The 17,363-nt window shown below is 63.8% G+C and carries 8 protein-coding genes; 7 read left to right on the plus strand and 1 reads right to left on the minus strand.

Annotated elements, in window-relative coordinates:
- Window positions 1-481: 481 nt before the first annotated feature.
- The 7 genes from ACWPW0_RS02320 to ACWPW0_RS02350 all read left to right on the plus strand — a co-directional run bounded on the left by ACWPW0_RS02320 (window position 482) and on the right by ACWPW0_RS02350 (window position 15,997).
- Window positions 482-1,186 (plus strand): MgtC/SapB family protein, encoded by a 705-nt coding sequence (locus tag ACWPW0_RS02320; RefSeq protein ID WP_454256684.1) that lies wholly within the window; start codon window positions 482-484, stop codon window positions 1,184-1,186.
- A gap of 189 nt (window positions 1,187-1,375) precedes the next feature.
- Window positions 1,376-4,093, plus strand: coding sequence for a magnesium-translocating P-type ATPase (gene mgtA, locus ACWPW0_RS02325; RefSeq protein WP_454254318.1), 2,718 nt, complete (start codon window positions 1,376-1,378; stop codon window positions 4,091-4,093).
- A gap of 319 nt (window positions 4,094-4,412) precedes the next feature.
- Complete coding sequence (locus tag ACWPW0_RS02330) at window positions 4,413-5,474, plus strand: hypothetical protein (protein WP_447588587.1); 1,062 nt, start codon at window positions 4,413-4,415, stop codon at window positions 5,472-5,474.
- 44 nt (window positions 5,475-5,518) lie between these two features.
- The gene (locus tag ACWPW0_RS02335) at window positions 5,519-8,566 is read left to right on the plus strand and encodes a ShlB/FhaC/HecB family hemolysin secretion/activation protein (RefSeq protein WP_454254319.1); all 3,048 of its coding nucleotides are present in this window, start codon (window positions 5,519-5,521) and stop codon (window positions 8,564-8,566) included.
- Between the two features lie 10 nt (window positions 8,567-8,576).
- Window positions 8,577-12,302, plus strand: a complete 3,726-nt coding sequence (locus ACWPW0_RS02340) for a beta strand repeat-containing protein (protein ID WP_454254320.1) — start codon at window positions 8,577-8,579, stop codon at window positions 12,300-12,302.
- A gap of 8 nt (window positions 12,303-12,310) precedes the next feature.
- Window positions 12,311-13,843 carry an argininosuccinate lyase gene (locus ACWPW0_RS02345; protein ID WP_454254321.1) on the plus strand — a complete coding sequence of 511 codons (1,533 nt, stop codon included), beginning with the start codon at window positions 12,311-12,313 and terminating at the stop codon, window positions 13,841-13,843.
- 300 nt (window positions 13,844-14,143) lie between these two features.
- A complete protein-coding gene (locus tag ACWPW0_RS02350; RefSeq protein WP_454254322.1) occupies window positions 14,144-15,997 on the plus strand; it encodes a peptide transporter in 1,854 nt (617 codons plus the stop codon).
- A 33-nt stretch (window positions 15,998-16,030) separates the two neighbouring features.
- On the opposite strand, the gene ACWPW0_RS02355 is transcribed toward ACWPW0_RS02350, so the two are convergent.
- Window positions 16,031-17,305, minus strand: coding sequence for a cation:dicarboxylate symporter family transporter (locus ACWPW0_RS02355; RefSeq protein WP_454254323.1), 1,275 nt, complete (start codon window positions 17,303-17,305; stop codon window positions 16,031-16,033).
- Between the last annotated feature and the right edge of the window lie 58 nt (window positions 17,306-17,363).

The following is a 17,363-nucleotide window of genomic DNA, read 5'->3' on the forward strand; positions in this document are numbered from 1 at the left end:
CTCGTTCCTCCGCAAGAGGGCGCAGCGGACGCGCGCCATGGCCTTTGACCCTAGTCGCTCAGTGCGAAGGCTGCCGTGCCTCTTTGTGAGCAAGTGCCTACACCTTTCGGGCGGGGCCTTGCTGTCGGCGCGCGAACGACATTGCTGAACGGCAGCTGTACGGGCGTGATGGTCGCGGAATGTTCACTTGACCGACCACGTTGGGCAGGCGTACCTTGCCGACGCATTTTTGCATTCCCCCAAAGGAGTCCTGCATTGGACAGTAGCCCTAGTCGATTACGGCAGGTTTACCCGGCAAGCTAGTCCAGCAGAGCTTCTCTGCCACTGTCTTGCCGAGCATGGTGACAGTGGCGATCCGCATCCCGTCCGGGATGACGCATCCCCATTCTTCTCCCAAACCTGCGTGATTCTCATAGCCGTATTGCGCCTGCGTTTTCGCTGGCGCCTGCGCCGGCGTGTGGCCGGCGAGGAGAAGAACATGATGGATTGGAAAATCTTCCTGCTGCGCGTGGTCGCGGCCCTCGTGCTCGGCGCCCTGATCGGTGCCGAGCGTCAACTGCGTCAGCGCCTCACCGGCCTGCGCACCAATGCCCTGGTCAGCACCGGCGCCTGCCTGTTCGTGCTGATGACCCAGTCGGTGCCGGGGCTGGGCAGCGACGCGTCGCGTATCGCCGCCTACGTGGTTTCCGGTATCGGTTTTCTCGGTGGCGGCGTGATCATGCGCGATGGTTTCAATGTGCGCGGCCTGAACACCGCCGCCACGCTCTGGTGCACTGCCGCCGTTGGCGTGCTGTGCAGCATGGGGCTGCTGCTGGAGGCCGCGCTTGGCACGCTGGTGGTGCTGTGCGCCAACATCCTGCTGCGTGACATCGCCCAGCGCATCAACCGCCAGCAAGTATTGCCCGCCAGCGAAATCGAACAGCGCTACACGGTCAACGTGATCTGCCGTGCCGAGGACGAAGTGCAGGTGCGCAGCCTGATGCTGCACAGCCTGGGCGGCAGTGGCCTGCGTCTGCAATCGCTGCACAGCGAAGACCTGGATAACCCGGCCAAGCTGGAGGTCAGCGCCGAGCTGCTCGGCACCCCGGAGGCACCGACGCAACTGGAACGCCTGGTCAGCCGGGTGAGCCTGGAGAAAGGCGTCAGCTCGGTGCGCTGGCAAGTCTTCGAACTGGCGACCGACTGAGGTCGCTCCCTTCCCACCACCACGAGGATTCCCCATGAACCCCGACCCCGCGTCACCCAGACCCGGGCCGGGCCGCAGCCGATAGCGCAAGGCGCTGTCGCTGTCGCCCGGCTCATCCGGCGGCAGCGTGCAGACGCTGCGACTACCCCTATCGATGGCGACCGCCGAGCGGCCGCCAGGGAGCTGCTCATGTTCATGCATTTGCGCCAGCGTCTGCTGGCCTTTCTCGACCACGGCCTGAGCCGGCATTTCCGCCGCCAGGCACTCCTGGATTCACTGCGCTCCGGGCGCGCCGACGGGCGTTTGTCCTCGGCTTTTATTAAGCGACTGGAACACGCTGCGGCGCTGGATGCCGATGCGCTCTATCTCCACCACGCCAGCCAGCCGCAGGGGCTGACGGCGGAGCGTGCCGCGCAGGTGCGCGAGCGCGTCGGCGCCAACCAGGTGGACCAGGAAAAACTACAATCCGCCTGGCTGCACCTGTGGCTGTGCTACCGCAATCCGTTCAACCTGCTGCTCAGTGTGCTGGCGCTGATTTCCTGGCTCACCGAAGACCCGGTCGCCACCGTGGTGATCGGTTCCATGGTGCTGATCTCGACCTTCCTGCGCTTTGTTCAGGAGTCGCGTTCCAATCGCGCCGCCGAACGGCTCAAGGCCCTGGTGACCAACACCGCCAGCGTATTGCGCCCCGGTGGCAGCCCGGTACAGCGTGCCCGTGGCTGTGTGGAAGTGCCTTTCCGCGACCTTGTGCCGGGCGATCTGGTGCGGCTGTCGGCGGGCGATATGATCCCCGCTGACCTGCGCGTACTGGAGGCTAAGGACCTGTTCATCAGCCAGGCCGCCATCACGGGTGAATCGCTGCCGGTGGAGAAGTTCGCCCATGTCCATCGGGGCGCGGGCGGCAATCCGCTGGAGCGCGACAACCTGTGCTTCATGGGCACCAACGTGGTCAGCGGCACGGCCCTGGCCATGGTCGTCGGCACCGGCCAGGACACCTATTTCGGCAACCTGGCGGGCCGTGTGCTGCGCGCGGATCGCGAGCCGAACGCCTTCCAGCAAGGCGTCAACAAGGTCAGCTGGCTGCTGATCCGCTTCATGCTGGTGATGGCGCCCCTGGTGCTGCTGATCAACGGTTTCACCAAGGGCGACTGGCTGGAAGCGGCGCTGTTCGCCCTGTCCGTCGCGGTGGGGCTGACTCCCGAGATGTTGCCGATGATCGTCACTTCCACGCTGGCCAAGGGCGCGGTGGTGATGTCGCGCAAGAAGGTCATCGTCAAGCGCCTGGATGCCATCCAGAACTTCGGCGCGATGGATGTGCTGTGCACCGACAAGACCGGCACCCTGACCCAGGATCGCATCGTTCTCGAGCGGCATACCGACGCCTTCGGCGCGCCCTGCGGTGAGGTGCTGGAGCAGGCCTGGCTCAACAGCCAGCACCAGACCGGGCTGAAGAACCTGCTCGATGTGGCCGTGCTGGAACATGCCGATGCACCGCGCACGGCGCGCCTGCTGCAGCGCTTCAGCAAGGTCGACGAGATTCCCTTCGACTTCCAGCGTCGGCGCATGTCGGTGGTGGTGGCCGAGCGCGAGGCGGGCACGCGGCTGATCTGCAAGGGGGCGCTGGATGAGGTGCTGGCCGTCTGCTCGCGGGTGCGCCAGGGTGGGTGCGATGTAGCGCTGGACGACACCTTGCGGGCGCACATCCAGAACTATGTGGCGCAACTCAATGACGAAGGGCTGCGGGTGGTTGCGGTGGCGGTGCGGGAGTTTTCGGGCGAGCGCGTCGACTTCAGTGTCGCGGACGAGTCCGAGCTGCTGTTGATCGGCTATGTCGCTTTCCTCGATCCGCCCAAGGAGAGCACGGCGGCGGCCTTGCGCGCGCTGCACGAGAAGGGCGTGGCGGTGAAGGTGCTGACCGGCGACAACGAGCGGGTCACCCGGCGCGTCTGCCGTGAGGTTGGGCTGAGCATCAGCGGCATGCTGGTCGGCAGCGAGATTGATGGCATGAGCGAGCGCCAGCTCAGCCTGGCCGTGGAGGATTGCAACCTGTTCGTGCGCCTGACCCCGGCGCACAAGGAGCGCATCGTGCGTCTGCTGCGCCAGCGCGGCCATGTGGTCGGCTTCATGGGTGACGGCATCAACGACGCCCCGGCGCTGCGGGCGGCGGACATCGGCATTTCGGTGGACAGCGCAGTGGATATCGCCAAGGAGGCGGCCGATCTGATCCTGCTGGAGAAGAGCCTGATGGTGCTGGAGGAGGGCGTGATCGAGGGCCGCAAGACCTTCGCCAACATGCTCAAGTACATCAAGATGACCGCCAGCTCCAACTTCGGCAACGTGTTCAGCGTGCTGGTGGCCAGTGCCTTCCTGCCGTTCCTGCCGATGCTGCCGTTGCACCTTCTGATTCAGAACCTGCTCTACGACATCTCGCAGACGGCGATTCCATTCGACAATGTCGACCCCGAGCTATTGGCTGCACCGCAGCGCTGGAAGGCCGAGGATATCGGGCGCTTCATGCTGTTCTTCGGGCCGATCAGTTCGATCTTCGACATCCTCACCTACTGCCTGATGTGGTTCGTCTTCGCCGCTACGGGCCCGGCGCAGCAGACGCTGTTCCAGTCCGGCTGGTTCATCGAGGGCCTGTTGTCGCAGACCTTGATCGTGCACCTGATCCGCACCCGCAAGCTGCCGTTCATCCAGAGCCGCGCCTCCTGGCCGCTGCTGTTGATGACCGGGGTGATCGTCGCGGTGGGTATCGGCCTGCCAATGTCGCCTTTGGCCGACTCCTTCAAGTTGCAGGCGTTGCCGCTGGAGTACTTCCCCTGGCTGCTGGTGATCCTTACCGGTTACATCACCCTGACGCAGTTGGTCAAAGGCTGGTTCGCCCGTCGTTACGGCTGGCAATGACCGTCATGCGCCGGGTGGGAACCTGCCCGGCGCACCGCTCATCGGCAAATGTGTGGCTGCTTACCGGCGGCCATTCTTATCGACGGCGCATGCCGGATAATTGCCGTCCGTCCCTTTCTTGCTAAACGGCCATGGCGCCTGGTCTTCGGTCAGGTGCGCGGGCGTTTGCGAAACGTCATTGCATATTTAATAAGTATCGGAATGGCTATTTTAAGATATTTTATTTGATGAAAATCGACTGCTAGCATCGGCCCACCAATAATTCCAATGAGGTGTGCCGCCCTGTGTGCGCACGCCATAGCAGTCGGCTGGGGTGATTATGTTGAGCACTGTCTGTTCGTTATGGATGTCGGCTCGGGGGGCAATCCACCGTGTGCGCTCTGCGGTGATGCTGGCTGGCTTGAGCCTGTTGTGCCTGTCCCCGCTCACTCAGGCTGCGGAGCAGCCCTGGCAGACGATCCAGCTGGGCTCGACCGATCCTTACGCCTTCGGCGTATTTTCCAATGTCGACGTGCAACATCCTCCGGCCACGCTGCAGCGTGCGGTGATTCTGATTCACGGGATCAAGCGTAACGCCGACGTCTATTACAAAGCCGGTACGCAACTGCTGAAGAACGCCGGTCTGAATGCCGAGAACACCCTGTTCTTCGCCCCCAACTTCCTCACCGATGAAGACTCGCGCTCCAGCCGCGACATGCCGTTGTGGCCGGCCAGCAAGTGGATGCATGGCACTGATTCCGAGTATGGCCGCAAGGGCATCTTGGCCTTCCAAGTGCTGGATGACATGGTTGCCTACCTGTCTGATCGCCAGCGTTTTCCGGCCATGCGCGAGATCGTCTTCATGGGGCACTCTGCCGGTGGCCAACTGATGCAGCGCTACAGTGTGCTCGGCAGTGGCGATCGCCTCCTGCAGGAGCGCGGCGTCAGCATTCGCTATGTGGTTTCCAGCCCGTCGTCCTATGTCTATTTCGATGAGAACCGCCTGCAAGGGGATACCTTTGCGCCGGTGCTCACCGTGATGTGCCCGAGCTACAACCATTACCGCTACAGCCTGGACAAGGCGCCTGCCTATTTCACCGGGCAGAAGCTCAGCGTCGAGCAGACGTTCCGCCGCTATGCCGCGCGCAACGTCACCTACATGGTCGGTGAGCACGACAACAACCCGAAAGCAGGCGTGATGGACCGCAGTTGTGGGGCCGCCACCCAAGGCGACTCGCGGGTCAGGCGTCAGCTGAATTACATGAAGTACGAGCAGTTCCTGGCAGCGCGCTGGCAGGTTGCGATCAACCACCGACAGTTCCAGGTGCAGGGCGTGGGGCATGACGCCTTCACCTTGTACGCCAAGCCGCAAGTAGCCGCGGCTTTGTTCCCCGCGCATTGATCGCGCCCTGAATCCACACCGACAAGAACAACAAAGAGCTTGCCATGATCCATACCCCTATCGCACTCGATGCTCGGGCGCTGCTGCGTCCGCGTCACCTCACTCCGCTGGCCGCTGCCCTTGCAGCCGCCCTGTGTGTTGGCCAGGCCCAGGCCGATACCCTGCCGTCGTCCGGGACGCTGTTCGACAGCAACCGTCCTGCGCTGCGCCCCGCTGACAAGGTACAGAGCGCACCGACGGGGCGCGTGCGTATCGAAGCCCAGCGCGACGATGACAGCAGCACTGCGCCGACTGCCGAAGGCGCGTCCGTGCGCATGCAGGTGAGCAGTTTCCGCCTGAGCGGCAACCATGAACTCGCCGATGCACAATTGCAGGAACAACTGCTGCCGTATCGCAACCGCGAGTTGGACCTCAATGGCCTGCGCGAAGCCGCACGGCAGGTCACGGCGCTGTACCGCGAACGCGGTTACCTGGTGGCGCGGGCCTACCTGCCTGCCCAGGAAATCCAGAACGGCGTGGTCACCATCGGGGTGCAGGAAGGCGTGATCGGCCAGGTGCGCACCGAGCCGGACTGGAACGTGCTCCTGCGTGAAGGCATGCAACAACGCTTCGTCGATGCGCTGAAGCCCGGCACGGTGATCCGTGAGCAGGACCTGGAGCGCGTGCTCCTGCGCCTGTCGGATATCGCCGGGGTTTCCGTACGTGCGGTTCTGCGCCCATCGTCGCAACCGGGCGCGGCCGACATCGTGCTCAAGCTCAGCGAAATGACTGCGTGGACCGCGCGCGTCAGCTTCGACAACTACGGCAACACCTACACCGGCAGCAACCGCCTCTCGACCAACATCAGCCTCAACGATGCCTTCGGCTTCGGCGAGAGCCTGGTATTCAACTCGCAGAACTCCTTCGAAGGGATGGAGATCAAGGGCGTGGGTATCGTGCAGCCGCTGGGCGCCAGTGGCCTGTCGATTGGTGCCAACTACGCCGAGCTGGAATACGCCATCGGCAAGAAACTGAAGACCGCCAATGCCGACGGTACGGCCACGGTGTCCTCGGTGTTCCTCAACAGTTCGCTACTGCGCAGTCGCGACACCAACATCAGCCTGAACCTGGCCGAAGAACACCGCCATTTCGAAGATGCCGCCGGTGGCTTCCATGTGAAGAAATCGGCCGTGTTCCGTGGCGCCACGCTGTACGGCAACTGGCGTGACAGCTGGGCGGGCAGCAACCAGTGGAGCCTGGCCTATGGTATCGGCGAGCTGGACAAGAACACGCCGGTCGACGAGGCCCTGGATGCCCTGACCGCGAAAGCCGCAGGCACCTACAAGAAGACTAACCTGTCGTTCAGCCGTCTGCAGGACCTGGGTGGCGGTTACTCGCTGTACGGTTCCCTCAGGGGCCAATTGGCCGACAAGAACCTGGATTCCTCGGAGAAGATGAGCCTCGGTGGCCCGGACGGCGTGCGTGCCTATCCGGTCGGCGAGATCAGCGGTGACGAAGGCCTGCTGGGCCGCCTGGAGTTGCGTAAATACCTCGGCCATCTTGGTGGCGCCTACACCGAAGGCACCGTGTTCGCCGATGCGGGCAAGGTCAAGGTCAACAAGAATCCCTGGGATGCCAGCGAAAACTACCTGAGCCGCTATGGCTACGGTGTTGGCCTGAATATGTACCACCGCGACCTGGTGATGAACGCCAGCCTGGCCTATTCGCCAGGTCGTGACCCGGTCAGCGACGAGCACGATGCCAAGCGCTTCTGGCTGTCGGTCAGCGGTACGCCCGAGGCGTTCGCCGGCCTGGCCAGCGATATCGGCAGCAAGGAAGACTTCCGCGACAACACCACCGAGCTGGTGCTCTACGGCTCGCTGGGCATCATCCCCGAATACATCGACCGTCGCGGTTCGACCAAGGCCTCGCCGGCTGACCAGCGCAAGTTGGGCACGCCCAACGGCCGCAACATGTCCAGCTACTGGCGTGCGCGCGACAACGTGTCGTACGTCGGTGCCCACGCGGGTGTGCCGATCAACGACACCTCGCGTCTGCTCTGGCAGCTCGAGTACGGCATCTCGGTGAACTACACCCTGAGTGGCGACGAGACGGCGCCGCTGTCGATTTCGCCGACCACCAAGCTGCGCAACTCGGCCATCGCCCTGGATAACGACAGCCTCGGTACCGTGTTGTACGGCGTGTGGGACATGCCGCTCAAGGACAGCACCACCAGCCTCGACCCGTTCTACGGCAAGACCAGTGCGGCCTACTACAACATCATCGGTTCGCCAGGCTTCAACAGCAGCCTGGCCACCAACGTCAACGGCCCGGTTACCGTCGCCGACTCCTCGGCAAACTCCGACGCCGGCTTCAACCGTCGCCAATCCGGCGTACTCGCCTACTGGACGCCAGAGTGGTATGGCCTGCGCCTCAAACTGGCCTATTCCAACAACGGCATGAAGGCGGCGGAAGACGTCGATACCGGCTACATCTATGGCGGTAGCCTTACCTACAAGAACGGTGGTTTCACCGCTGTTGCGGCCGCCGAACGTCACGTCAACTACTTCGGTATCACCAACCTGTCGCGTAACGCTCGCGGCGTCGGCAGCAACACTCACGTCACGGCCAACACCTCGTCCAACGACTACAGCTTCCGCTACGGCCTGGCGTACAAGTTCGGCAATACGCGGATCTCGGCAATCGCCGATGAGATCTACTACTCCGAAGATGGCGTGATCAACAACAGCGTCACCTCCAGCGACCTGTCCGAATACCGCCGTCGCGCCTACATGCTCGGCCTGACCCACAAGATTGGTGACTGGCGCCTGCGGGCCAGCTACGCCAAGGCATTGGCCGGCGACTGCTCGATGATTTCCGCCAGCAACATCCAATGCGACACCGACGGCATGGGCGCCAGCCAGTACGCCGTGGGCTTCTCCTACCGCATGAACAAGCGTACCGACCTGTTCGCCCACTACGTGCTGCTGAAAAACCAGGCGCTGGGCAACTACAACTTCGCCGTCGCCGGCGCCTATGCCGCCAGCGGTTATTCGCCAGGTGTCGGCACCAGCATCACTGCCATCGGTACTGGCATCAACTATTCGTTCTGAGGAGAAGACCGTGAGCAAAATTCAATCCCGACGCGGCCTCCCACAGCTGCCTTCGCTCAAGCCACTGACCTACGCCGTGTTCTGCGTGCTGCATGGGCTGATCCCGATGCAGGCCATGGCCCTGGATAACAATGCTCTGCCTACCAACGGGCAGATCACCTCCGGCAGCGGCAGCATCGTCGGCTCCGGCAACGTGCTGAACGTAAACCAGAACAGCAATCAACTGGTTGCCACCTGGGACACCTTCAATATCGGCCGTGACGCCCAGGTCAACTTCATCCAGCCGGGCTCGTCCTCGGTGGCGCTGAACCGCGTGACCTCCAGCGACGCCTCGCAGATCTTCGGCCAGCTGAACGCCAATGGTCAGGTCTACCTGATCAACCCCAATGGCGTGCTGTTCGGCAGCAGTGCGTCGGTCAACGTAGGTGGGCTGGTCGCCAGCTCGCTGGATATTTCCAACGAAGATTTCCAGGCCGGTCGCCAGGTGTTCAAGGGCAATGGCAAGGGCGCGGTGATCAACCAGGGCAGCATCCGTGCCGCCGATGGCGGCAGCGTCGCCCTGCTCGGCGCCGAAGTGCGCAACGAAGGCACGGTGATCGCCCGGCTTGGCTCGGTGGTTCTCGGCGGTGGTGAAAAAATCACCCTGGACTTCAATGGCGACGGCCTGATCAACATGGAGGTCAACGAGCCGGCACTCAATGCCAGCGTGGTCAACACCGGTCTGCTGCAGGCCAATGGCGGCACCGTGGCGCTCAGCGCGCGGGCGACCGATGCCATGCTCAGCAAGGTGGTGAACAACGAAGGCGTGATCGAGGCGACCAGCCTGCAGCAGCGCAATGGCAGCATCGTGCTCGACGGTGGCAACAGCGGCGTGGTGGCCAGCAGCGGTACGCTGGATGTCTCCGGCCATGGTGCCGGCGAGCGCGGCGGCAGCGTGACCATGACCGGCGAGTACGTTGGCCTGTTCGATGATGCGCGGATCGATGCGTCCGGCGATGCCGGCGGCGGTACCGTGTTGCTCGGTGGCGATTACCAGGGTGGCGGCCCGCTGCACCAGGCCAGCGCCACCTACATGGACAAGGATGCACGTATCAGCGCCGACGCCTTGAACAGCGGCGACGGTGGCAAGGTCATCCTCTGGTCGACCGACAGCACCCAGTTCCACGGCAACATCAGCGTGATCGGTGGGGGGGGCGAGGGTAAAGGCGGCCTGGTGGAAACCTCCGGCCATGTGCTGGACGTGACCGGTACGGTCAACCTGCGTGCGCAGTCCGGCAAGGGCGGTACCTGGCTGCTCGACCCGTACAACATCAACATCACCGCCGGGCCCAGCTCGGGCACATCCACCACCAGCCCGTTCACCCCCAACGCCGGTGGCAGCTCCACCCTCAGTTCGGCGACGCTGAACGCCTCGTTGAGCGAAGGCGCGAACATCATCGTGCAGACCTCGTCGGGCGTCGGCACCTCGGGCGACATCAACGTGCTGGACAACGTCCAGGCCCAGGGCAATGCCACGCTGACCCTGCAGGCGCACCGCAATATCAACATGAACGGCACCAGCATCAGCAATGCCGACGGTGCTTCGCTGAACGTCTCGTTGCAGTCCAACTTCAACAATTCCGGCAACGGTTCGGTGTCGTTGACCAACGCCAGCATTCGCACCAATGGCGGCGACCTGACCATCAGCGGTGCGGTACCGGGTACGTCTGCCAGCACCACCGTGGTCAACGGCACGGGTGTGACGATCAGCAACTCCACGCTGAGCACCAATGGCGGCAACATCAGCATCCGCAGCGCTGCGGCGGCCACGGGTACCAACTCCGCCACTGCGATGAATATCTCGGCACGCAGCGTCATCGACGCCGGCGGCGGCAATATCGATATCGTCGCGCTGCAGAACAGCACGACGGGCACGGGCGATGCCTTCGTGCTCACCGGTGGCAGCACCATTACCACCAGTGGCGCCGGTAATATCGCTATCGACGCGCAGAACAATGGCGGCGGTAACGGGGTGCGTATTTTCAGCACCTCCAACACCATCGAGACCACCGGCAGCGGCAACCTGACCCTGAGCGGCAGAAGCGCCACCGGCACCGCCGTTCTGGTCTGCTCCACCAGTGCCACCGCCGTGCAGGCACTCAAGACCGGCAGCGGCAATCTGACCGTGCGTGGCGACAGCTCCGGCGGCCGGGGTGTGCAGATCGCGGCCAGTGGCACCGGCGCGGTGAACCTGCAGGCCGGTGGCGACATCCTGGTCGAGGGCAACACCGCGGGTGGCAGCAACCCGGCACTGTCGGTGGACACCTCCGGTGCGGATGCGGCACAGGTCAACATCGCCAGCACTAACGGCAACGTCACCCTGCGGGCGAACAACAGCGTGCAAAATACCGGCAGCGGTGCGTTCCGCGCGCTGTTCCTGAATGCCGCGGGTGCCAACTCGGCCATCCGCGTTTCCGCCCAGAACGGCACCTTGAACCTGGACGGCACCAGCTCGTCCGGTCGTGGTGTCGACCTCGGTGCCTCGGGCAATGGCGCGGCCATCGACCTGTCGGCTACCACGGGCGATATCGTGGTCAGCGGCAACAGCACCGAAGCGCACGGTGGCTACGGCATCTTCCTCAACTCCACCGGCAGCTCCCGTGGCGTGAGCATCACCACCACCACGGGCGACATCACCCTGCGTGGCGACTCGGTGGGCACTTCCGATGCGATTGCCCTGGGTGGCAGCGGCACGGCATCGACCAACCGCATCAGCTCGCAGGGCGGCAATATCCTGCTCGACGGGCACTTCCATTCGCCGGACCTCAGCGAGCTGGACCACGGCATTGCCCTGCTCAGCGTGACCAACATCATCCAGACCACTGGCGACGGCAACGTCACCCTGGTCGGCCGCTCCAACGGCGCGGGTGACGGGGTCGACTTCTACAGCAACGGCAACAACCTGATCAGCGTCGAGAACGGCGCACTGAGCATCACCGGTGAAGCGGCCAACGCCAATGGCCTGAGCATTCTCACCGGGCAGACCGCCATCCGTGCCACCGGCAGTGGTTCGGTGACCCTCAACGGTTATTCCGAGCGTGGCAACGGCATCCACATGTACCCGTCGGGCACCAGCTCGGTGAACATCAGCACCAACAGCGGTGCGCTGACGCTCAATGGCCATAGTGATGGCGACTCCACGGCTTCCGGTATCTTCGTGCGCAGTGGTTCGAACACGATCAACCTGGTTTCCAATTCGGGTGACATCCAGCTCAACGGCAGCGCCAGCGGTGCAGCCAGCGGCATCACCTTCAACGGCACCAGCAGTGGCGCCAATACCGTGTCCACCGGCGGCAGCGGCAACCTGACGCTCACTGGCTACAGCCAGTCGGGCACCGCCCTGAACTTCGTCAGCGGCAACAACACGCTGCAAGTGGCCGATGGCACCCTGCTGATCGAGGCCGACTCGCCGAGCGGCACCTACATCAGCCATGGCAGTGACACCACCCGTATCGGTAGCACCGGCAGCGGGGCCGTGATGTATCGCCTGGGTGGCCTGGTCAACAGCAGCCTGCTCGACGCCAGCACCGAACCCACCCGCAGCCACCAGCAGCGCGACATGGTCGGCAGCAACTGGAGTCGCACGCTCAGCCCCGACTACCACCTGACGCCGCTGGCCAACCGCATCGACCAGGTCAACCTGGAGGTGGCGCAGCTGCCCGTCCTCACCCCGATTTCCACCTTCGAGCGAGAGTAAACACGACGATGAAATCCGAAGCACAATTGCGCTCCGTGCCGAGCCGACTGCCGCACCGTCTCGCCCGCCTGGCGCTGGTCACACTGACCCTGGCTGCCTCCCTGGAGGTCGCCCGTGCCGCTGAGCCGCATGACTACTTCCATTACCTGGGCGAGATGAACAAGGCGTCCACGGTGGTGGTGATCGAGAACAAGATCGTCCCCGCCGACCTGGGTCGCAAGATCGTTGCTGCGGTTGATCAGGTGATCAAGGATGGCGACAAGCCGGGCGCCGCGCGTCCGGCCGACTACCTCGACTACGAGCCGCTGATTCTCAAACTGGCCGGGCCGGACGGTTCGCGCATGCACTCCGGGCGCAGCCGCCAGGACATCCTCTCGACGACCCGTCGCCTGATGCAGCGTGAGCGTGTGCTGAGCCTGCTGGACGCGATGAACCAGTCCCGTGGTGCCTTCCTGCAACTGGCCGGGGAGAACCTGGACACCATCGTGCCGGCCTACACCAATGGCGTGCAGGCCCAGCCGACCACCTATGCGCATTACCTGCTGGCGTTCAACGCGGTGTTCGAGCGTGATACCGAGCGCCTGCACCAGGCCTATGCGCGCCTGAACATGAGCCCGCTGGGTGCTGCGGCACTGGGCACCTCAAGCTTCCCGGTCGACCGCAAACGCCTGGCCGATCTGCTCGGCTTCGACGGCCCGGTGGAAAACTCCTACGACGCGGCACAGCTTGGTGCGCTGGATACCGGCATGGAGCTCACCGGCATTTCCGCCAATGCCGCGCAGACCATCGGCCTGCTGGTCGAGGACATGCACATCCAGTATCACCAGCCGTACCCGTGGATCATGATTCGCGAAGGGCGCCTGACCGGTACCAGCAGCATCATGCCGCAGAAGCGCAACCCCTACGTGCTCAACCGCTTGCGCCTGCTGTCCAGCGGCGTGCTGGGTGGCGCGGTGACCTATCAGTTCGAGAGCCACAACGTCTCGCCGGGCATGCCCGACTACAAGCGTGACCAGGTCGAGCGCACCCTCGACATGACCACCGAATCCTTCGTCATGCTCACCGACATGCTCGGCAACCTGATCATCGACAAGGCCCGTGCCTTGCAGGAAGTGGACGCCGACTACTCGACCAGCACCGAACTGGCGGACATCCTGCAGCGCGATGCCGACGTACCGTTCCGCGTGGGTCACCACTTCGCCTCGGAGCTGGTCAGCTATGGTCGCGCCAACAAGGTCAAGCCAGCCGACATCCCGTACGATCAGGTCAAGCGCATCTACGCTGAAGCGCTGAAAGCCTCGGGCATGCAGCACGCCGAATTCCCGCTGAGCCTGGCGCAGTACCAGAAAGGCCTCAGTGCCAAGAACATGCTGGACTCCAGCCTGGGCCTGGGCGGACCGCAACATGGCGAAGTCGAGCGCATGCTCAAAGGCGGCCGCGAGCGCCTGGAACGTGACCAGGCATGGTTGAGCCAGCAGCGTGGCAAGCTGGCCTCGGCGTCGGCCAAGCTCGACAAGACGTTCTACAGTCTGGGTCGCTAGAGGCTGCTGCCGTTTCCACAGGGATGGCCGGATCGAGGCAGTTGTAGGCATTCGGCTTTTGCCCAATTGGTGGGCTGAAGCCCACCCTACGCGTAGACCCAAGCTCTGTAGGGTGGGCTTCAGCCCACCGTTACGGTGTCTGCAATGCCTGAAAGAAGCCCGCTCGAGAACTGGATTGGAAATATGTTTTCATCCGATTCAATGAGTCAAAGCCGAAACGGCAACAGCCCCTAAACTGTGAGGTCGGGGCGGGCGACATCAGCCGGCCCTTGTCCACCCATTGCACACTGCGGCGCTACCATGACCGAAGAAACCTTCTCTCTCGAGAAATTCGAATACCTCTGTTATTCGCGCCAGCATGAAACGGCTGCACGCGAACTGGTGCGTCTGCTGCTGTTGATCGACACCCACTACGGCAAGCTGTCCGGCAGCTTTTCCATGTCGGTGTCGTCGGCGTTTCCGGCCGATCAGCTCGAAGCCCATGTGCTGACCCGGCTGACCAGCGCCATCTCGGCGTTGTTTTCCGATCCGGGTTTCCACATCAGCCCCAATGGCTTCGGTCAACTGATTCACTTCCAGCGCTGGCTGTCTTCGCTGTTCGCCGCCAGCCCGCTGCTCAATTGCGATCACATCCTGCGTTCGCTCAATTTCCTCGGCCCCGACGCCAACGATTTCCAGGTAGCCGAAGCGGATCTGGTCAAGTTCTGCGTGCTCTATTCGCCGGAGTCCGAGCTGCCATTGGACGTGGAGCTGCTCTGGCAGCAGAACCGCCATCTGTGCGTGTCGCTGTGCATGGCGCTGCTGTCGCCGCGTTTTCTCGGCAGCCAGGCGGCGCACTCCAAGCGTGAGGCCTTGCTGGCCTGGTTGCCTGAACGGCTCGACGAGATCGACAGCGTCGACCTGCTGCCCACCGGAATCCTGCATGACGTGTACATGCACTGCAGCTATGCCGACCTGCCGCAACGCCACCGCATCAAGCAGTCGATCTGTCGCCTGATCGAACGCAAACTGAGCGACAGCGGCATTCACAGCCTGCCGCCGGAAGCTCTGGCGCCGGCACCGTCTGCGCAGGAAAAACCGTTGATGCTGGTGCTGCTGGAGTGGTTCTCCGGTGGTCACTCGATCTACCGCACCCACTCGCGCACGCTGGAAGCAGCACGGCGTAATTTCCGCGTGGTGGCGGTCGGCTACGCGGCGAATGTCGATGACCTCGGGCGCCAGGTGTTCGACGCGTTCATCGCCCTGGACCGCCCCGATGACCTGCTCGACTCCCTGCGCCAGCTGCGCGAGCTGGCGGCCACGCTGCGCCCGCAGGTGCTGTACATGCCCAGCGTCGGCATGTTCTCGATCACCCTGTTCGCCATCAACCTGCGCCTGGCGCCGTTGCAGGTGGCCGCGCTCGGTCATCCGGCGACCACGGGTTCACGGCATATCGATTACATCAGCGTCGAAGACGATTTCGTCGGCGACCCGGCCTGCTTTGGCGAGCGCCTGTTGCGCCTGCCCGCCGATGGCCAGCCCTATCGTCCGTCGGCGATTACCGCGACGGTGACGCCGCCACCGCGTGAAGACCGGCAGCAGGTCAACATCGCCATCGCCGCGACCACCATGAAGCTCAACCCGCGCTTCCTGCTGGCCTGCCAGAAGATCGCCGAACTGACGGCCCGGCAATCCGGCCGTCAGGTGACCTTCCACTTCCTCATTGGCCAGGCCCAGGGCCTGCTGTACCCGCAGGTGCTGCGGCTGATCCGTCGCTACCTGCCGGATGCCGTGGTCCATGCGCATCAGCCCTACGCGCAGTACCTGGCTACCTTCAGCCGCTGCGACATGTTCCTCAGCCCGCTGCCCTTCGGGAATACCAACGGCATCATCGATGCGTTCACCGTTGGCTTGCCCGGCGTGTGCAAGACCGGTCCGGAAGTGTTCGAGCATATCGACGAGGGGCTGTTTCGCCGTGTCGGCCTGCCCGCGTGGACCATCGCCCCGACTCTCGAAGCCTACGTTCTCGCCGCCGTGCGCATGGCGGGCAGCTTCTCTGAGCGGGAGGCGTTGTATGCGCACCTGGCTCGGCCGGAGCCCTTGCAGCGGCTGTTCAGTGGGCGCCCGGAAACGTTGGGCGACGCGTTGGTCGGGTTGCTGGCAGGTCAGGCGTAGGGCGCACGGGGCCGAGTCCGTGCTTGGTCCCCGTCAGCTCCCCAGTTCGCGCCGCAAGGCGTCGCGATCGATGGCCTTCTCCCAGTGGGCGATGGCCAGGCAGGCGACGCAGTTGCCGATCATGTTGGTCAGCGAGCGGCATTTCATCAGGCGTTCCACGCCGAGCAGCAGGCCGATGGCACCCACCGGCACCACATGCAGCACGCTGAGGGTGGCGGCGAGGGTGACGAAAGCCGAGCCGGTGATCGCGGTGCTGCCCTTGGAGGTGAGCATGGCGACCACCAGCAGGGTCAGCAATTGCATGCTCTGCAGTTCGATCTGTTCCGCCTGGGCGAGAAACAGCACGGCCATGCTCAGGTAGATAGCGCTGCCGTTGAGGTTGAAGGTGTACCCGGTCGGCAGCACCAGACGCACCACCTCCGGGCTGCAGCCGAGCTTCTCCATCTTGACGATCAAGCCGGGCAGCGCCGCCACCGAGGACACGGTGAACAGCACCAGGAGAATTTCTTCCTTCACATAGAACAGCAGGCGCAGCAGGTTGACGCCGGCCAGCCGGGCGATGGTGCCCAGCACCACCGCGATGAACAGCAGGCTCGCCAGGTAGATCACCCCAACCAGCTTGAGCAGCGGCAGGACCGCGCCCAGCCCGTAGGTGCCCACGGTGAAGGCGATGGCGCCAAAGGCCGCCAGCGGCGCCAGCTTGAGGATCATCTCGATGATGCGAAACAGGACCTGGGCCAGCGCGTCGATCATCTCGCGCAGCGGCGCGCCGCGCTCGCCGGTGCGGACCAGGGCGATGCCGAACAGGACGGCTATCAGCAGCACCTGCAGGGTATTGCCCTGTTGGGTGAATGCGCCGAAGAAGGTGGTCGGGATGCTTTCGAGCAGGAAGTGCACGATGTCGACGTATTGGCCCTTGTCGATAGCGGCATGTTGCGCACGCTCGACGGTGGCTGGCAGGGGGCCGAAGTGAATGCTGTTGAGGGCGCTGGGCAGGCCATCGCCGGGGCGCAGGAGCAGCGCGAAGAGCATGCCCACCAGCAGCGAAACCAGGGTCATGGTCTCGAAGTAGAGCAGGGCCTTGCCACCGACCTTGGCGGTCTTCACGCCGCTCTGCATGTGCGAGATGCCGGACACCACCAGGACGAAGATGATCAGCCCGATGGTCATGCCGATCAGCCTGACGAAACCATCGCTGAGGGGCTTCATGTGCAGCGCGAAATCCGGGAACCAATAGCCCAGCAGCAGGCCGCAGACGATGGCTGCAAGCATCAGGGTGACACCGCTGGTGAGAAACGAGCCCTTCATGTTCTTGTTCTGGAGCCCCCAGGCTGCCTGTGTTCCACGTGGCCTGTAGTTTACGGTA

It is taken from the genome of Pseudomonas sp. Marseille-Q8238, assembly GCF_965111915.1.

Coding starts and splice junctions, on each gene's coding strand:
- ACWPW0_RS02320 (WP_454256684.1), top strand. CDS start 482: ATGGATTGGAAAATCTTCCTGCTGCGCGTGGTCGCGGCCCTCGTGCTC.
- mgtA (WP_454254318.1), top strand. CDS start 1,376: ATGTTCATGCATTTGCGCCAGCGTCTGCTGGCCTTTCTCGACCACGGC.
- ACWPW0_RS02330 (WP_447588587.1), top strand. CDS start 4,413: ATGTTGAGCACTGTCTGTTCGTTATGGATGTCGGCTCGGGGGGCAATC.
- ACWPW0_RS02335 (WP_454254319.1), top strand. CDS start 5,519: ATGATCCATACCCCTATCGCACTCGATGCTCGGGCGCTGCTGCGTCCG.
- ACWPW0_RS02345 (WP_454254321.1), top strand. CDS start 12,311: ATGAAATCCGAAGCACAATTGCGCTCCGTGCCGAGCCGACTGCCGCAC.
- ACWPW0_RS02350 (WP_454254322.1), top strand. CDS start 14,144: ATGACCGAAGAAACCTTCTCTCTCGAGAAATTCGAATACCTCTGTTAT.
- ACWPW0_RS02355 (WP_454254323.1), bottom strand. CDS start 17,305: ATGAAGGGCTCGTTTCTCACCAGCGGTGTCACCCTGATGCTTGCAGCC.